At 35.6% G+C, this 18,083-nt stretch carries 15 protein-coding genes; 11 read left to right on the top strand and 4 right to left on the bottom strand.

The window, feature by feature from the left end:
* Positions 1–85: 85 nt before the first annotated feature.
* From ACFOWA_RS08135 to murA, 8 genes are all read left to right on the top strand, one after another.
* Positions 86–1,768, top strand: coding sequence for a helix-hairpin-helix domain-containing protein (locus ACFOWA_RS08135; RefSeq protein ID WP_378983805.1), 1,683 nt, complete (start codon positions 86–88; stop codon positions 1,766–1,768).
* Positions 1,769–1,807: 39 nt separating this feature from the next.
* Complete coding sequence (gene rfaE1 / locus ACFOWA_RS08140) at positions 1,808–2,785, top strand: D-glycero-beta-D-manno-heptose-7-phosphate kinase (RefSeq protein ID WP_378983808.1); 978 nt, start codon at positions 1,808–1,810, stop codon at positions 2,783–2,785.
* Positions 2,782–3,336, top strand: a complete 555-nt coding sequence (locus ACFOWA_RS08145) for a D-sedoheptulose 7-phosphate isomerase (RefSeq protein ID WP_378983810.1) — start codon at positions 2,782–2,784, stop codon at positions 3,334–3,336. Before rfaE1 ends, ACFOWA_RS08145 begins: the two co-directional genes overlap by 4 nt.
* A gap of 10 nt (positions 3,337–3,346) precedes the next feature.
* Entirely contained in the window at positions 3,347–3,838 is a 492-nt protein-coding gene (gene rfaE2, locus ACFOWA_RS08150; RefSeq protein WP_378983812.1) for a D-glycero-beta-D-manno-heptose 1-phosphate adenylyltransferase, read from the top strand.
* Positions 3,835–4,815 carry a glycosyltransferase family 9 protein gene (locus tag ACFOWA_RS08155; RefSeq protein ID WP_378983814.1) on the top strand — a complete coding sequence of 327 codons (981 nt, stop codon included), beginning with the start codon at positions 3,835–3,837 and terminating at the stop codon, positions 4,813–4,815. The genes rfaE2 and ACFOWA_RS08155 overlap by 4 nt, the downstream gene beginning before the upstream one ends.
* A 5-nt stretch (positions 4,816–4,820) precedes the next feature.
* On the top strand, positions 4,821–5,315 hold the full coding sequence (locus ACFOWA_RS08160) for a SixA phosphatase family protein (protein WP_378983816.1): 495 nt from the start codon (positions 4,821–4,823) through the stop codon (positions 5,313–5,315).
* Positions 5,316–5,661: 346 nt separating this feature from the next.
* Positions 5,662–6,348, top strand: a complete 687-nt coding sequence (locus ACFOWA_RS08165) for a DUF4290 domain-containing protein (protein ID WP_378983819.1) — start codon at positions 5,662–5,664, stop codon at positions 6,346–6,348.
* Positions 6,349–6,499: 151 nt separating this feature from the next.
* A complete protein-coding gene (gene murA / locus ACFOWA_RS08170; RefSeq protein ID WP_378983821.1) occupies positions 6,500–7,825 on the top strand; it encodes a UDP-N-acetylglucosamine 1-carboxyvinyltransferase in 1,326 nt (441 codons plus the stop codon).
* 147 nt (positions 7,826–7,972) lie between these two features.
* On the opposite strand, the gene ACFOWA_RS08175 is transcribed toward murA, so the two are convergent.
* Together ACFOWA_RS08175 and ACFOWA_RS08180 are read right to left on the bottom strand one after the other, a co-directional pair.
* A complete protein-coding gene (locus ACFOWA_RS08175; protein ID WP_378983824.1) occupies positions 7,973–9,733 on the bottom strand; it encodes an ABC transporter ATP-binding protein in 1,761 nt (586 codons plus the stop codon).
* The gene (locus ACFOWA_RS08180; RefSeq protein WP_378983826.1) at positions 9,717–11,453 is read right to left on the bottom strand and encodes an ABC transporter ATP-binding protein; all 1,737 of its coding nucleotides are present in this window, start codon (positions 11,451–11,453) and stop codon (positions 9,717–9,719) included. The genes ACFOWA_RS08175 and ACFOWA_RS08180 overlap by 17 nt, the downstream gene beginning before the upstream one ends.
* A gap of 629 nt (positions 11,454–12,082) precedes the next feature.
* Here ACFOWA_RS08180 and ACFOWA_RS08185 point away from each other — a divergent pair.
* The gene (locus tag ACFOWA_RS08185; RefSeq protein WP_378983829.1) at positions 12,083–12,928 is read left to right on the top strand and encodes a CvfB family protein; all 846 of its coding nucleotides are present in this window, start codon (positions 12,083–12,085) and stop codon (positions 12,926–12,928) included.
* A gap of 263 nt (positions 12,929–13,191) precedes the next feature.
* On the opposite strand, the gene ACFOWA_RS08190 is transcribed toward ACFOWA_RS08185, so the two are convergent.
* Complete coding sequence (locus ACFOWA_RS08190; protein ID WP_378983832.1) at positions 13,192–14,625, bottom strand: ATP-dependent DNA helicase; 1,434 nt, start codon at positions 14,623–14,625, stop codon at positions 13,192–13,194.
* 566 nt (positions 14,626–15,191) lie between these two features.
* Positions 15,192–16,331, bottom strand: coding sequence for a putative sensor domain DACNV-containing protein (locus ACFOWA_RS08195; RefSeq protein WP_378983834.1), 1,140 nt, complete (start codon positions 16,329–16,331; stop codon positions 15,192–15,194).
* A gap of 234 nt (positions 16,332–16,565) precedes the next feature.
* On the opposite strand from ACFOWA_RS08195, the gene ACFOWA_RS08200 reads away from it, so the two are divergent.
* Together ACFOWA_RS08200 and rsmD are read left to right on the top strand one after the other, a co-directional pair.
* On the top strand, positions 16,566–17,372 hold the full coding sequence (locus ACFOWA_RS08200; RefSeq protein ID WP_378983836.1) for a DUF3822 family protein: 807 nt from the start codon (positions 16,566–16,568) through the stop codon (positions 17,370–17,372).
* On the top strand, positions 17,363–17,899 hold the full coding sequence (gene rsmD / locus ACFOWA_RS08205; protein ID WP_378983839.1) for a 16S rRNA (guanine(966)-N(2))-methyltransferase RsmD: 537 nt from the start codon (positions 17,363–17,365) through the stop codon (positions 17,897–17,899). Before ACFOWA_RS08200 ends, rsmD begins: the two co-directional genes overlap by 10 nt.
* Positions 17,900–18,083 lie beyond the last annotated feature (184 nt).

Raw genomic sequence — 18,083 nt, forward strand, 5'->3', positions numbered from 1 at the left:
AAATGGAATCGAACCATCATCCATCTTACATTTTCTATTTTACCTTATCCTTCAAATTACATCTTGTTTCCTAATTTTACAGCTTATGGAGAATAAAACCATCGCCCGTACTTTACGCCTATTATCGCAGTTAATGGAACTGCATGAAGAAAATCCTTTCAAAATTAAATCAATAGCTAATGCTTATTTCAAAGTAGATAAATTACCATTTGCTTTAAAGGATAAACCTATTGAAGATATTGATAAAATTGATGGCATTGGCAAAGGTTTGGCTGCCAAAATAATAGAATTATTACAAACTGGTTCACTCAAAGAGCTAAATGATATTGTACAGCAAACGCCAGCCGGGATTATCGAGATGCTTGGTATTAAAGGCATCGGACCAAAAAAAATTCTGATTATTTGGAGAGATTTAAACATCGAAAGTATCGGCGAATTGTATTACGCTTGTAACGAAAATCGTTTAATTGAGGCTAAAGGTTTTGGTTTAAAAACTCAAGAAGAAATTAAAAAAGCGATTGAGTTTAAATTGGCTGCAAATGGACGCTTCTTGTATGCACAGGTGGAAGGTTTTGCGAATAGCTTATTTGATGAAATTTCGAAATGGATAATTAAAATTGACAATCAGTCGTGTTTAGGCTTTGCCGGTCAATATCGTCGCTATTGCGAAATTATTGATGAATTGGAGTTTGTAATAGGCACTGAACATCCCGAAAAAGTGATTTTGCAATTGCCAGAATTCGAATTGCTTTCTTTAATTGAAGGCGAAGATGCTTTTATTGCAACAACTGATACGGGTTTAAGAATCAAAATTTTAGTTGTAGAAAAAGCTAATTTCTACCTAGAACAATTTAAGCTTACAGGAAATACCGAACATGTAGAAAAAGTATTAAAACTTGCAGGAAACGGACCTTTTGCTGATGAAAACGATATTTACAGCAAAGCCGGATTAGCATTTATTGAACCTGAACTTAGAGAGGATTTTGATGAAATTGAACTGGCAAAAAACAACAACCTTCCAAAGTTAATTACCTACGAAGATTTAAAAGGCAGCTTACACAACCATTCTACCTGGAGCGATGGTGTACACCCCCTTGAACAAATGGCTGTTTATTGCAAAGAAATTTTGAACATGCAATATTTGGGCATTTGCGACCACTCTAAAACAGCTGTTTATGCTAAAGGCTTGAATGAACAAAGGGTTTATGGACAGCATCAGGAAATTGACGAACTCAATAAAAAACTTGCTCCGTTCAAAATTTTTAAAGGTATTGAAAGCGATATTTTAAGCGATGGTTCTTTAGATTATTCGGATGATATTTTAAAAACTTTTGATTTCGTGGTGGCATCTGTCCACAGTAATTTGCGCATGGATGAAGCAAAAGCCACTACTCGATTATTAAAAGCTATAGAAAATCCATACACTACTATTTTGGGGCATCCAACTGGTCGTTTATTATTGAGTAGAGCTGGTTATCCGATAGATTACAAAAAAATTATTGATGCCTGTGCTGCAAATAAAGTAGTTATTGAAATTAATGCAAATCCCTTACGATTAGATTTAGATTGGCGTTGGCACCGTTATGCACTTGAAAAAGGCGTTTTACTATCTGTAAATCCTGATGCGCACCGAACAGAGGGTTTCCATGATATGAAATATGGAGTTTTGGTAGCTCGAAAAGGTGGCTTAAGCGCTAATAAATGTTTGAATGCATTTTCATTAGCCGAGATAACTGCATATTTTGATAATCGCTTAAAGGCTATTTAATTCCCAATATTCCTATATTTGGGAAATATAATTATTTACATGCTAGCAGAAAAACTTATTACCGCATACAATACGAAACCCAAACCAAACGTACTTGTCATTGGTGATTTAATGTTAGATCATTACGTTTTTGGCTCGGCAAATCGTTTATCACCAGAGGCTCCCGTCCCTATTATCAACATAAATAAGGAAACTAAAATTGTTGGTGGAGCGGCAAATGTTGCCAGTAATTTAAAAGATTTAGGAGCTAATGTTTCCTTAGCCGGAATAGTTGGTAATGACCTAGCTGGTGAGGAAATTAAAAACATTTTAAAGGTCAATCAAATTGACACGAGTTTAATAATTAATGATAATAACAGAATTACAACGGTAAAAACTCGGATAATTGCCGGAAATCATCATATCGTTCGGGTAGATAAAGAAGATACTCATTCAATTTCTGAATTACTTGAAAATAGCTTTTTAGATAAATTAAATGCTAATTTTTCAAATGCAGATATTGTTGTACTATCTGATTATAACAAGGGTTTGCTTAGTCACAACCTTACATTAAAAATCATTGAAAAATGTAATCAGCTTAATATTAGGGTAATAGTAGATCCGAAAGGATTAGATTACAGCAAATATCTTGGTGCGTATATTATCAAACCAAACCGAAAAGAATTAGCCGAAGCTGCTAAGAAAGAGAAACTTACAAATAGCAATGATTTAGTTGAGGCGGCAAACTATATTTTTAAAATTACACAAGCTAATTATCTTGTAGTTACGTTATCAGAAGCTGGTATTGCAGTAATTAGTAACTCGGATAGTAAAATTATACCCGTTGTTGCTACAGAAGTTTATGATGTTACCGGCGCAGGAGATACCGTTATTGCAACACTTTCTTACTGTTTAACCATGGGCTTTAGCGTAGAAGAAGCAGCAACTGTAGCCAATTACGCCGCAGCAATTGTTATAAAGCACATTGGTAGTGCCACAACCAGTATTCCAGAAATAGTACAATCCATTAATCAATGATTTTAAGAGAATTAAATCACCATAAACAAACCATCGATAAAGTTATTGACGAAAACATTCCTCAAATTGAAGAGGCTTGTAAAATGCTTATTGAAACAATTAATGATGGCGGAAAAATATTATTAGCAGGTAACGGTGGAAGTGCAGCAGATGCCCAGCATATTGCAGCAGAGTTAACAGGTAGATTTGTTAAGGAGAGAATTGCATTACCTGCACTCGCTTTAACCGTAGATACCTCGGTTTTAACAGCAATAAGTAATGATTATGGCTTCGAGCGGGTTTTTGCCCGACAAATTGAGGCATTTGCGAAACCTAATGATTTATTTATCGCTATATCAACCAGTGGAAATAGCATTAACATTTTGGCTGCTCTAGAAACAGCAAAAAGTATTGGTTGTAAAACGCTCGGATTATCGGGAAAAGGAGGCGGCGAAATGAATAATCTTTGTGATATTAATATCGTTATTCCTGAGCAAAACACTGCACGAATTCAGGAAATGCATATATTAATTGGGCATATTTTATGTACAGCAATAGATGATTTGTACTAATATGAACAAAATGAAAGCGCTGGAAGAAAAGTTACTTTCGCCAAATAATTTGGAAGAAAAAATTTTAAAGTGGAAAGAAAACGATGATAAAATTGTTTTCACCAATGGCTGCTTTGATTTGCTTCATCCTGGTCATGTAGCCTATTTATATGAGGCTGCAAGTTTAGGAAATAAGTTGATAATTGGCTTAAATACAGATAAATCAGCAAAAAAAATAAAAGGCGAAAGCCGACCAGTAAATAATGAATATAGTAGAGCGATTTTACTTGCTACTATGTTTTTTATTGATGCTATTATACTTTTTGATGAAGAAACACCGCTTCAATTAATAAATAAAATTAAGCCAGATGTATTGGTAAAAGGTGGTGATTACACGCTTGAAAACATTGTAGGTGCAAAAGAAACATTAGAATTGGGTGGAAAAGTAGAGGTGCTTTCTTTTTTAGAAGGATACTCTTCATCGGCGATTATTGAGAAGATAAAAAAGGAAAATCGGGCTTGAAAGATCCAAAGAAAATTTTAGTTATCAGGTTCAGTTCTATGGGAGATATTATTTATACTACTCCTGTAGTGCGCTGTTTAAAAGAACAAATTCCAGGTGCTGAGATACATTTCCTTACCAAAAAAGAATTTTCATATATTTATCAGAATAATCCCGATTTAACGAAGCTTCATATTTTAAAAGATACGCTTAATGAAACGATTAGCGATATCAGAAGAGAAAATTTCGATTTAATAGTAGACTTACACAACAACCTTCGCACTTCTATAATAAAATTAATTACCCAAATACCGGCTTTAACGTATAAAAAGGACAGAATTACTAAATTTCTAATTTTAAAATTGAGGTTAAAGCATCTTATCGATCCTCGGCATCTGGTAGAACGATACTTAGACGCTGTTAAAACTTTAGGAATAAAGAACGATAATAAGCCTATAGATTATTACATCGCCAAAGATTATAGTTTGAATGATTTTTTGCCTGAGAGCCACCAAAAAAAGTTTGTTGCTTTTGTTATTGGAGCCACTCATTTTACCAAGCGGCTTCCAAATGATAAGATTATCGAAATTTGCAAGCAACTTAATCTTCCTGTTGTTTTACTAGGCGGTGCAGATGTTAAAGATAATGCAGAGATTATAAAAAGCGCATGTGGTAATAATATTTTCAGCACTTGCGGTTATACCAATTTAGATCAATCTGTTTTCCTCGTATCAAAAGCAGACAAGGTTATTGGCTTTGATACAGGTTTAACTCATATTTCTGAGGCATTTAATAAACCACTTGCTTCTATTTGGGGCGGTACCACACCAGATTTATTAGGTGTGCAACCTTATAAAATTTCGGATTCGTTTATTGTAGGAGTAGATTTAGATTGCCGGCCATGCTCTAAATTCGGTTTGGAAAAATGCCCTTTAAACCATTTCAATTGCATGAAAAACATTCCAACCGAAACAATTGTTAGTTTTATAAACGGATAGAAAATATGAAACAATTACTTTTAGTTCGTCATGGAAAATCGGATTGGGGTAACCTCGATTTGAAAGATTTTGATAGACCACTAAATAAACGCGGAAAAGAAAATGCGCCTGAAATGGCTGAACGTTTAATAAATAAGGGTTTCAAATTCGATTTGATAGTGAGCAGTCCGGCAAAACGAGCCAAATCAACTGCTAAATTCTTCGCTGAAGCATACAAAATAGAAAAAATTCAATACGAAGAATTTATTTATGAGGCCAACTCATCTACGCTCTTGACAGTGGTTAATGCTTTGAATGATAAGGCAGATACAGTTATTATGTTTGGCCACAATCCTGGTTTTACAGATTTTGCTAATGAGTTAAGCGATGCTGACATTTATAATATTCCAACTGCAGGAATGGTTTTGATATCTTTTCCTTTTAATTCTTGGAAAATGGTAAGCAAAGGAACCGGAGAATTGGTATTCTTTGATTACCCGAAGAATAGCGATGAAGTTTAGATTTTTGCCACGGAAACAGAGAATTCATAGAAAAATCTACTTATGCTCACTTTCCTAAAGGCTCCTTACCTTTGTTAAATAAACCTGATAGAACGGAAAGCCCGGAGTGAGGAACGAGCGAGGACTTGAAGTGATAGCAGGACTGAAAAATCAAAAGAACTACCGAACGCACATTTCCAAAATAAACTCGAAAATCATAACCTTGAAAATAGTAATTTTAACTATCTTTGAAACTATAAATAACGAAAGTCCGGCAATAGACATTTCGGTGAATTCATAACCTCATCTCCTTTGGTTATTTCATAATTCGTATCGCCGGAAGATTTATCCATTAAATTATCTGTACATGAATTTTGATTATAATACTACTCGAAGCCATTTGATTTTATCAGAATATGGCCGAAACGTTCAAAATATGGTGAAGTATATTTGCGAATTGCCAACCATTGAAGAGCGAAATAAATATGCCCAGGCGGTGATTGACTTGATGGGATTTTTGCAACCACATTTGCGTGACGTTGCCGATTTTAAGCATAAACTTTGGGACCATTTACACATTATTTCTGGATATCAGATTGATGTTGAAAGTCCATACCCTAAGCCTTTGCCAGAAAATGCTTTTAAAAAACCAGAACCCTTGCCTTATCCACAACAAAGAATTACCTACAAACATTATGGTAAAACTGTTGAAAATTTGATTGAAAAAGCAATGGGTGAGCAAAACCCTGAAATTAAAAAATCTATGGTTCAAGGGATTGCGAATTTTATGAAAATGGCTTATGTAACCTGGAATAAGGATAATGTTAGCGATGATACCATCATTAAAGATTTGAAATATTTATCAGGTGGACTGTTATCTCTTGATGAAGGTGTAAACTTGGCTAAAGTTGAGTTTAGGGCACAAAACCCTCGCCAGAATAACAATAATAACAATAACCGCGGAAGAACGAATAACAACAATAATAACGGCAAAAACCGTCAGAATAATAACAACAACCGCAGACCAAATAGCAACAACAAACCTAAATACTAAAGAAAGGTGGAAGGTTTAAGGTATAAGATTGAAAGTGACAATTAGAAGGCGAAAGGTAATAAGGAGCTAAACCCTAAATAAATACCCACCCCATCTTGATACTTCATACTAATGATACTAAACACTTGATACTACAAACTACAAAAAATATATGAACGCATTTGAAATAACAGGCGGAATTAAATTAAAGGGCGAGATTACACCTCAGGGCGCCAAAAATGAGGCTTTACAGATTTTATCGGCGGTATTGCTTACCAAAGAGAAAATAACCATCAGCAATATTCCTGATATTAAAGATGTAAATAAGCTGATTGAATTATTGGGTGATTTAGGTGTAATTGTAGAGCGTATAGACAAAGACACTTACACTTTTGAGGCGAAAAATATTGATTTGAACTTTTTCGAGTCTGATACTTTTAAAGCTAAAGGTGGAGGTTTACGTGGTTCGATTATGATTGTTGGTCCGCTTTTGGCCCGCTTTGGTAAAGCTGCGATTCCGAAACCAGGAGGTGATAAAATTGGTAGAAGAAGATTGGATACGCACTTTATTGGTTTCGAAAAGCTGGGTGCGAAATTTGTTTACGATAGCAAAAAAGCTTTTTTTAATGTTGACGCAACCGATTTAAAAGGTGCTTACATTTTATTGGATGAGGCATCGGTTACGGGCACTGCAAATATTGTAATGGCTGCTGTTTTGGCTAAAGGAACCACCACCATTTACAATGCAGCCTGCGAACCTTATTTGCAACAGCTTTGCAAAATGTTGAACCGCATGGGAGCGAAAATTTCTGGAATTGGCTCTAATTTGTTAAACATTGAAGGCGTAAAAGTTTTAGGTGGTACGGAACATAGAATGTTACCTGATATGATTGAAATTGGCTCTTTTATTGGCTTAGCAGCCATGACGGAATCAGAAATCACGATAAAAAATGTTTGCTATGATGAGCTTGGCGTAATACCAGAAGTTTTCAAAAAACTAGGAATTAAATTAGAACGCAGAGGCGATGATATTTATGTTCCATCGCAAAAGCATTATGAAATTGATACTTTTATTGATGGCTCCATCTTAACAATTGCCGATTCACCATGGCCAGGTTTTACGCCAGATTTGTTGAGTATCGTATTGGTTGTGGCTACACAAGCGAAAGGAAATGTGTTAATCCACCAGAAAATGTTCGAAAGTCGTTTATTCTTTGTGGATAAACTGATAGATATGGGCGCTCAAATTATTCTCTGCGACCCACATCGTGCTACAGTTAATGGTATTGATAAAAAATATAAATTACGCGGCATCAGCATGACATCTCCTGATATCAGAGCTGGCGTTTCATTGCTTATTGCTGCTTTATCTGCAGAAGGAAAGTCAACCATTTACAATATCGAACAAATTGAGCGAGGTTACCAGGATATTGATACACGTTTGCGTGCTTTAGGCGCACAAATTAAGCGTGTAAATGCCGATGCACCAAGCCATTAGAAAGGTGGAGGGTTTAATGGTGTAAGGTTTAAGGTGAAAACTAAAAATTTTTAACGCTAAAAGATTGAAGTTAAAATAGCATCATACAAAAATACCCGAGTAATATCTTTTACTCGGGTATTTTTGTATAACAAATTTACTTGATTATTAACTCACTCTTTTTCCTTTTAATAACATATTCAAAGCATCATTTAAGGTTCCGGCCTTTTGAACTTCGCCTTCATTTACAAAATAAATTTCATCGGCATTTTCGATGGTATTTAAACGATGGGCAATGATAACCAGCGTAGTTTCTTTAGATAATTTATTCAGAATACTGCTTAACAACTGCTCTGTTATTGTATCAATATTAGCAGTTGCCTCATCCAAAATCAGTAACTCGGGGTTGCGCAAAACAGCTCGCATAAAAGCAATTAACTGCTTTTGGCCTAAACTGATGCTATCAGAACCTGATGTAATTTGAGTGTTTAAACCCTCATCAAAAATTGCTAAAAGCGCATCAAGATTAGCATCCTGAATAATTTTTTTCAATTCATCATCACTTACATTTTTATACTGACTGTTGCCATATAAAATGTTATCCTTAACACTTCCAGTAAATAAAAATGGTTCTTGCAGGATAAAACCAATTTTTTGTGTGCGTTCTTCTGCACTAAAAGAACGAATATCTTTTCCATTAAGTAAAACCGTACCTTTTGTGGCATCATACAACCTCGAAATTAATGAGGCGGTTGTGGTTTTTCCTCCACCAGTTGGCCCAATTAAAGCGTAAGTTTTACCTTTTTCGAACCTTAAATTTATATTATGAAGAATTTCTTTTGAATCATCATAAGCGAAATGAACATTTTTAAACTCAAGCAAAGCATCTGAAGTAATCGCTTTATCGCCTTCTACCTGTTGCAGATTCGTATCCAATAAAAGGATTTGTGAGATTCTATCCCAACTTGCCATTGCAACTTGAAAGCTTGTCCAAAGGGCGGCCAATTGCCTAAGCGGATTATAAAAGTTAGTACAATAGGAAATATAACTAACCAGTAAGCCTAATGAAAACTGCCCAATAGAAATCAAATAAATACCAAAAAGCAATACAATTAACTGAGCGGCACTAGATAATAATCCATAAACCGGAACAAAAATATTATTCGCCAAACCGGCACCAATAGCCATTTTGTAATTCTCTTTATTGGCCTCATCAAAGCGTTTCCTAAAATAATTCCTGCGGTTAAAGGCAATAATCACTTTAAAATTGTTTAAACTTTCTTGAATTTCGGCGCTTAAACCACCAGTACTTTTTAAACTTTTAGCATTTTTTGCTTTTACCCAAGGCGATAATGCAACGGTAAACAATACGATGATAACCGCTGGTGAAAGTGCAGCTGCACCAAGTTCTAAATTGATAGACAATAAAAAAATCCCTGCACCAATCATCGTTACAATACTGCTAACAAACTGCATCAGCGATTGCGAAAAAAACTGATTAATTTTATCGGTATCGCTATTTACCCTCGAAATTAAATCGCCGGCCTTATTCTGATTGAAAAATGAAACGGGCAATTCTTGTAATTTATTAAAAATGGCATTTCGAAGAGTAAAAAGCATTCTCTGCCCGATACCACCCATTAATTTGGTTTGCGTGTAGCCCGTAACCATCGCAATCATATACATCACAAGCAAAATTCCTCCGAAGACCAAAACGCCATGAAATTGCTTGGTTCTTATGTAAGTATCGATAGTGTGCCCAACTAAGAGCGGTCCAAGTAGAAGCAAACCAGAGTTTACCAAAATTGCAATTAAGGCCAGCCACAGGTTTCTCTGTTCATCAGAAATGAATTTCAGCAATCTTTTAAGCGCATTGTAAGTTGATTGCTTTTCCTTACTATCGCTAAGTTGGTTAAGATTGTATTTCATAATTGCTGGTACTCTGTTGTGAATTATAAATTTGAACGTAATCCGGACTTGTCTTTAACAGTTCCAAATGTGTTCCTTCGGCAATGATTTCGCCTTGCATCAACAAAATTACTTTTTCGTAATTTTCTACTGATGCTATTTTTTGGGTTACTGATAATAACGTTAAACCCGGATAATTTTGCTGAATATTTTCCAAAATCCGCTTTTCTGTATTGGTATCTACTCGGGCAGTGAAATCATCGAGCAATAAAATTTTCGGATTAACGGCCAATGCTCTCGCCAACATAATTCGTTGTTTTTGACCACCAGAAAGGCTATTACCGCGTTCAGAAACAATGGTGTTTAATTTATCTGGCAAGTTATCTACAAAATCTTTAAGCTCTGCCGTTTGTATAGCTTTCGCTAAAGATTCATCAGTAACGGTGTCACTAAAAGCAATGTTTTCACGGATGCTCATATTAAACATAATGCTATCCTGAAATACAAAACCAACCTGTTTATGGAAATTTTCTTGATTGTAGCTGCTGATTTCTTTGTTATCAAAAAGTATTTTACCCCCATTTGGGTCGATTAATCCTGTTAATATGTACAGCAATTGGGTTTTCCCTGCAGCGGTTGGGCCGATGATTGCTGTTTTTGAACCAGGCTTAGCAGAGAAAGAAATGTTTTTTAAAATTGGTTTTTGCCCAATGTTTAGTGAGATGTTTTTTGCTTCTACATTGCCAATTATGGTTTCGTTTGAAGTTCCTGGATGTTTAATTTCTGGAGCATTCAATACACTTTCTATTCTTTGATAAGATGCAGTTGCCTGAGCAATTACGTTACTCATAAAACCAATAACCAAAATTGGAAAAATAATTAAGGCCAGATAACTGTTGAATGCGGCAAATTCGCCTAAAGTCATACTGTTGGTGATTACAAAATGACCACCCAATACTAAAATTGTTAAGCCCGATAAGTTGGCTACGAAAACAATTATTGGAATTAAGCCTGCAAATAAACGCAGAATGGATAAACCTAAATCTCTTGCTTTAGCATTTGCATCAATAAATTTATTGTATTCGAGCTGTTGCGAATTGATGACTCGAATTAATGCAGCACCTAATATGCTCTCGCTGATAACTTTATTTAGCCAATCGATTACTTCTCTACTTTTGATGAAAAGCACCCTCACTTTTTTTAACACAAAGAAGAATGCACCGCCGATAATTGGCACAATTGCAATGATGCATAATGCCAATTTCCAGTTTATCATCAGCAGAAAAATACTTGCACCAACAATTAAAAAGATAGATGAGGCCAATGAAACGATTGCCTGAGAAACAAACATTTTTATCGAATCGGCATCGGACGTAAGGTTTGTAAGCAACTTTGATGGATTCGCCTGGAGAATGTAAGCATGGCTTTGTCGCGAAATTTGGTCGGATAGTTTGGTTCTCAAATCTCTTGCAACACGTTCTGATGCATAAGTTTGTACGATACTTTGGAGATAAGTAAATATAAAAACCAGCACAATTGCTAATGCAAACTGAAATAAAATCGAGTTTAAATCGAATGTTTTGTTGGTATATGAATCGATACCGTTTGCAATAATTTTGGGAAGTAATAAATTGATTCCGTTACTTAGTAAAGCAAAAAAAATCAACAGAAAAATTGAGCCTTTGTATGATGCAAGCAAACTAAAAACACTTGGTTTTTTAGCCTCTTTGGGTTTTGCCATGTTGTATAATGAACTTTTGTAAAAATCAAATTTAAGCCATTAATCTGAATAGACTGTATGTTTATTTGAATTTTTAAGTTTAGGTTAATAACCTCACCATATCAACGTTTTTGCATTAACTTCTTTTGTATGTTACCTCTCCTTAATGAGAGGGATTTGAGGACTGTAAACCTCACCCTATCACGTTTTTGCATTGGCAAGTGTTGTACACTCCCTCTCCTTAAAGAGCGAGATTTGTTGGACTGTAGGTTGATGCGAGAGATTCATAGCACAGCTTTTTATTTATTTTTAAATATGAAGTATATAACAAACACAATTCAGTAAGAGTACACAGTTTCATTAAGCACCTTCCATTTCATTGCCGCTAGTTTTAACCAACAGAAATATATATATTCTTCCCAAAATGAAACAATCCTTCGTTTTTAAACGGGATGGCAGCGATATACTTTTTTGGTGCAGCTCTCTTTAAGATTCAGTACAAACATTCATTAAAAAGATATAGCGAACAGCCCGACTGCTTTCTCCGATGAAACACTTCAGTACCTTTACATATCATTTAAAAACAAATTTGAGCCTAAACATTGCTACCTTTGCTACAAAACCATTGAAGAAAATGGTTAACCCACATTATGATTGAAATAGGAAAATACAACGAGCTAAGAGTTTTAAGTAAAACTGAGGCTGGTTTAAATTTAACAGATGGCGATAAATTGGTGCTTTTACCATATCAATACGTGCCAAAAGGTTTAGAAATTGGCGAAAACGTTAGCGTTTTTGTTTACATCCAAAAAGATGGCCGATTAACTGGAACTACCCAAAAAGCTTACGCGGAAGTTGGCGATTTTGCTTTTTTAAAAGTTCTTTCTGATGGCGACGATGGTATTTTTATGGATTTGGGAATCGACAAAGATGTTTACGTACCAAGCAAAGAGCAAAAAAGACCAATGCAAAAAGGCTACAAATATGTGGTTTATTTGTACCTCGATGAAAATAACGACCGCTTATTGGCATCATCTAAATTGCAAGATTTTGTAGAAGAAGAGGATTTTGATTTCGAAGAGGGTGATGAAGTGAGTTTATTAATTACAGAAGAAACGGATTTAGGTTTTAATGCAATTATTAACAATACATATATAGGTTTGCTATACCACAACGAAGTTTTTGATAACATTCAGATTGGTGAGCAACGCAAAGGGTGGATTAAAAAAATCCGTGTGGAAGGAAAAATTGATTTAACCTTACAACCAAGCGGTTATGGTCATATTTTAGATTCGAAAGAAATGATGCTGGCCGAACTTAAAAAAAGTGGCGGTGTAATTGAATTGGGCGATAAAAGTTCTCCCGAAGAAATTTACCATCGTTTTCAAATTAGCAAAAGCGCTTTCAAGAAAACCATTGGTTCACTTTACAAAGAACGTTTAATTGTCCTTTCTGATGATTCGATTAGGTTAATTACCGACGAAGACGCGGAATAAAATGATTAATTTTTCAACCATATAAGAACATTCGAGCTTGAATGTTCTTATATGTCTTACATGGTAAATATCTTCACATGCGCTTTCTAGAAAATATTTATTTATTTTATAAAGAACCTTCAATAACTCTGATGAATCAGTAGTTTATTTTTGAACCATATAAGACATATAAGAAACACATATGCTGGGTGTAGAATCTGGTATTCTTAATTTAAATTTGCCTAGAAAAATCTATATAATCTCTAAATAAGTGTAATCACCTTCTAAAAATAATCCTCTTGTGCGGTCTTAGCGAACAGTTGTGGTGCAAAATTTACCAAATACAATTCTTTTTTAGCCCGGGTTACGGCGGTGTACAGCCATCTTAAAAAATCCAAATCTATCATCTCTTCCGTTAAATAACCTTGGTCGGCGAAAACGGCATCCCATTGTCCGCCTTGTGCTTTATGGCAAGTAACGGCATACGCAAACTTAATTTGCAAAGCATTGTAAAATGGGTCTTGTTTAATGGCGAGCATACGTTGCCGCTTGTTGGCAATATGACTGTAATCTTCATTTAAACCATCAAAAAGCTTCTTATTCTGTTCATAAGGCAGATTTGCAGATTCTAAATTCAGGGTATCTAACATTACCTTGCAGCTAATTTGCCCAGCTGATTGGAAATCCATAAACTCTAAAGTAGCATCAGCAAAACGGAAACCATAACGTTCTTCGTCTCCCCTTACCCGAATCACCTTCGCCATATCACCATTAGCAATGAAAGAGGTTTCTTCATTTTCGGGCAGCCAGAAATAATTGTTGCGCACCACCATAATTTGGTCGCCACCCGTTAATTCTTCTTCGCGATAGAGCAACCTCGCCCTGATTTGTTGATTATAAATATTAGCCGATTTATTAGAACGACAAACCACTAAAGTGTTTTCCATGCCAAATTTCCGGTAGGCATATTCTAAACCCTCAACCAAGCGAGCGCCAGCCATGTTGTAAATATCCTTGTAATTTTTTGTTAAAAATTTTGGTAAAGGTTTATCAGGATTATTAGAAATCTGGTTCCTCAACATTGTTGCATTAGCTAATATTCCTGATTTTTTTTCCTGCCTAACCACTTCTTTCAACTCAATAGCAGTAATGGTTAATGCAAATTTATCTTTCAAATATTGCTCGTTCAAAGCAGGGCTTTCCAAACTCCCAACTGGAGGTAATTGTGCCGTATCGCCCACAAAAAGTAAGAAACAATTTTTACTATTGTAGACAAATTCCAGCAAATCCCTCAAAATAGAAGAACCTGTTTCGTTAAATTCATCGGCAATCATAGATGCCTCATCAATAATAAAAAGTGTGTTTTCTGATAAATTTGGTGCCAGCTGAAACTGCATTTCTGGAGATGCAGCAGAACGTTTCCTATAAATTCTTTTGTGAATGGTTAGTGCTTTTCGGTAAGAATACTGGCTCATCACTTTCGCCGCCCGCCCGGTTGGCGCCAACAATTCGCTCCTTAAATTAAACTTTGCCAAAACTTTTACCAAAGCCGCAACCGAAGTTGTTTTACCCGTACCGGCATAACCTTTCAAAACAAAACAACGATATTCATCCTCTTCCTGCAAAAACTTCGACATCCGCTCGCAAAAAAGCAATTGCTCTTTGGTTGGCGTGTGTTCGTAAGCTTGGGCAATGAGTTGACTTTTATCGATGTACATGTATATTGAATGGTATTATTTGTGAATGGTTTGACTTAAGTTTTTGGAAAGCAGTTGCAGTACTCTTCGGCCGCAGCAGTCCGTCTTTCCGCTATATCTTTTTTGTGAATGGTTGTGCTGTTTCAATTGAAGTATGCAACAAAAAAGGATGCCGCTGCAACACGGTTTAAGTGGCAAAGATAGAGGCTTTTTTTAAAGTTGGTTGCTGCAAAATGTATAAAGTATTTATTTAGTTGGATACTGTATTGTATAGAAATTTCCTAAGATTAAAACTGCGATAACAATAAAGACCTCCCCCTGCCCCCTCCAAAGGGGAATAGCATGATGGAAATCAATATTTTCTAGAAAAACTAGAGATATCATCTAGCCTTTCCACCTAACTAAGCCTTACCACATCATCTCCGTTTTACTCTAATCCGGCCTAACAAATTTTTCGGCATAGCTTATCCAGGCCAAACCACTAACTTTAATAGAAAAATTTTCAGCCGGCAATTTTTGTTTCTTTTTGTTGTCAAAAAGAAAAAAGCCCGTCCGGCCAGGACAAAATATAATGTCAAATAAGCCAATTACAACAACAACGTCTCAATCCTATGCGCCATCACCATACTCTGCTGTTTGCTCCAACTAAAAATCGTAAAATGACCATCTTGCGATGCAACCAGACCAATAGCTTGCGGCTGGTCGTTAACAAACTGTGCAACTGAAAAATGCCTCGTTCCACCCAACTGACCAGGATATAAAATCTTATCCTCTCCACCAACAATTGGTTCTGAAAAAGCAATCTGTTCAACCGTTGGTTTCCCTTTTGCACGACCTATTTTAGCACCAAAAGCAAGTAAATCAAATTGGTCGTTAATAATTGTAGCACCATCAACAGCCGTTAAACCTGCTAAATGCTCAACCTCGCGACGCAAAGCACCCTGAGAAAAAATTTCAGTTTGGTTACCACTTTGTTTAGCCAGATTAGATAAACCACAAAAAGGTGGCTCAACTAAATACTGAATTGGGTGAATGATAGATTCTTCCCACTTTTGGTCGTTTTTCGGTACAATAAGCAATGCACCACCGCGACCATGACCACGCATCGAAACCGAAAACTGAATCAGAATATTTATTGGGTCGTTCCAGCTTGCGAGCACCGTTAAATCTAACAAAGCTTTTAAAATCGGCGGACAATCGCGGTTTAAACAACTCGTATCATCCACAATTCTAATTTGCTCTCCTTTTAAAACTGCCACATTAGTAAATTTTCCAATGCCATAAATCCTGCGGTGTTTAATTACAATTAAGCCAGGCTCCGAAACATCTACAACAAAACAAAAGTTGGGAATATTTAATGTTGTACCCCAAATGTAAAGTTCGCCATCTTCTTCCCAAACGCCTAGGTGAATACCCGAACGCTCAATCCCAGGTGCTATTTTGGTAAGCGTATTGGCATTTAAGGGTAAAGGTTTTGCAAATTTTAATGGTTTTGAAGTTTGCGAGGGCGGTAAAAAAGCAATAGAAATTCGTGGAGAGTGCCCCTCTTCTTTCCGTAAGCTACTCCAAAAAGCAACATCAATTAAGGCCTCAATAATTTTCTTATCGGGCTGAGTTGCCAAATCTTCTTCGCCTTGTGCCACCGCATTTTCATGCATTTTAATAAAATGTTGCTCAATTTTAGCGGCAACGGTGTTCGCTGCTTTATAAGTAGGCGTGTAACTCATGTTTCGAATTTAAGCCGAATATTTTGAATTTTGAATAAGCGAAAAGTTTGATTTTGGTAAAAAGATTGAGTTTGATTTAACCGCAAAGAACGCAGAGAAATGTTAAGCATCAAGACGCAAAGGACACTAAGCTATTTTATGTATAAAAAAATTGAAGCGCCTAACTTTGCGTCCTTTGCGAAAAAACTTTGTACCCTTTGCGGTTAATCCTTAAAAAACTCTATTTTTGTTTCAATGAGTAAAAACAGTCTTTTATTAGTCAACCCGAATTTTAAAGCTGATGCATCTGCAAACTGCCATTTATTGTTAAAAATAACGAATGATAGTTTTTCTTATGCAGTGGTAGATAAAGGTTCGGAGCAGATTAATGTAATCTTCGATAAACAAGGCTGCGAGGATTTGGAACACGATTTGAAGGTTGCTTTTGAAAATGATAATCTTTTATCTCAAAAATATGAAGCAGTAAAAGCTGCAGTCCACACATCTAAATTCACATTCATTCCTGATGAGTTGTTCGATGCTGATAACCTTACAGTTTACTCAAAATTCTTAGGTTCAAATGGTGAAATTCATACCAAACATAATGAAGAATTAGGTTTTAACACGCTTTTTTCAATAGATAAAAATATTGAGGATAAACTTCCTTTAAATACCATTTTCTATCCGCAATCATCTCCACTTCTCGCTTTGTTTAGTCACTTATCAGGCGAAGCATTATTAATTGATTTTACCGCCGCATCATTTAATGTATTGTTTGTAAAAGATAAAAAAGTCAATTTTCAAAACCACTACCAAGCCGAAAACGCTGAAGAATTTAACTATTTTTTGTTATTGATTATCGAGCAATTGGGATTGAATGAGTCTACAGCGGTTTATTTGCAAGGTATTATAAATGAAGATGATGACTATTACAATACTTTGCTAAAATACTTCAATAACTTATACTTCTTTCTTCCCGCAGGCAAACAGGATAATGAATTATTGGCCGATATGCCTAAACACTATTTCAGCGGATTACTTGCTTTAAATTTATGCGAATAATTGGAGGAAAATTAAAAGGCATACGATTGCAACCTCCTGCAAATTTGCCCGTTCGCCCAACAACAGATATGGCCAAAGAGGCTTTATTTAACATCTTAAATAACAAATTCGACTTTGAGGCCTGTGAAGTTTTAGATTTGTTTTGCGGAACAGGAAACTTAACTTTTGAATTCGCCTCTCGTGGTGCGCAAAAAATTTTAGCTGTAGATAAGGACTACGGTTGTATAAATTGGGTAAAAACTACTGCTACCAAGCATGAATTTAACCAAGTTGAAGTACGTAAGGGAGATGTTTTTAAATTGCTGAAACAAATGACGGGTTCTTACGATTTAATATTCGCAGACCCGCCCTATAATATGCCAAACATTCCCCAAATTCCCGTTTTGGTAAAAGAGCAGCAATTGCTTAAAACCGATGGACTATTGATTGTTGAGCATCAAAGCAATATGAAACTAAACAGCCAACCTGGTTACACTGAAACTAGGAAATACGGCAATTCTTCATTCAGTTTTTTTGAGTTTGTTTAATCACAAAGTATTCAAAGCTTAAAGCAAGAAAATCCAGAACTTATTAAAGGTTTATAAATTACCATCATATCGATGGATGCAAAGAAATATTTAAAATTTCGGTCTGTGGAGACACAGACCGAGGAAAAAAAACTTAAAGCTATTTCTAAGTCTAAAAATCAATTGCCTTAATAAATAAAAATCA

Source organism: Pedobacter lithocola (genome assembly GCF_042650845.1).
GTDB lineage: Bacteria > Bacteroidota > Bacteroidia > Sphingobacteriales > Sphingobacteriaceae > Pedobacter > Pedobacter lithocola.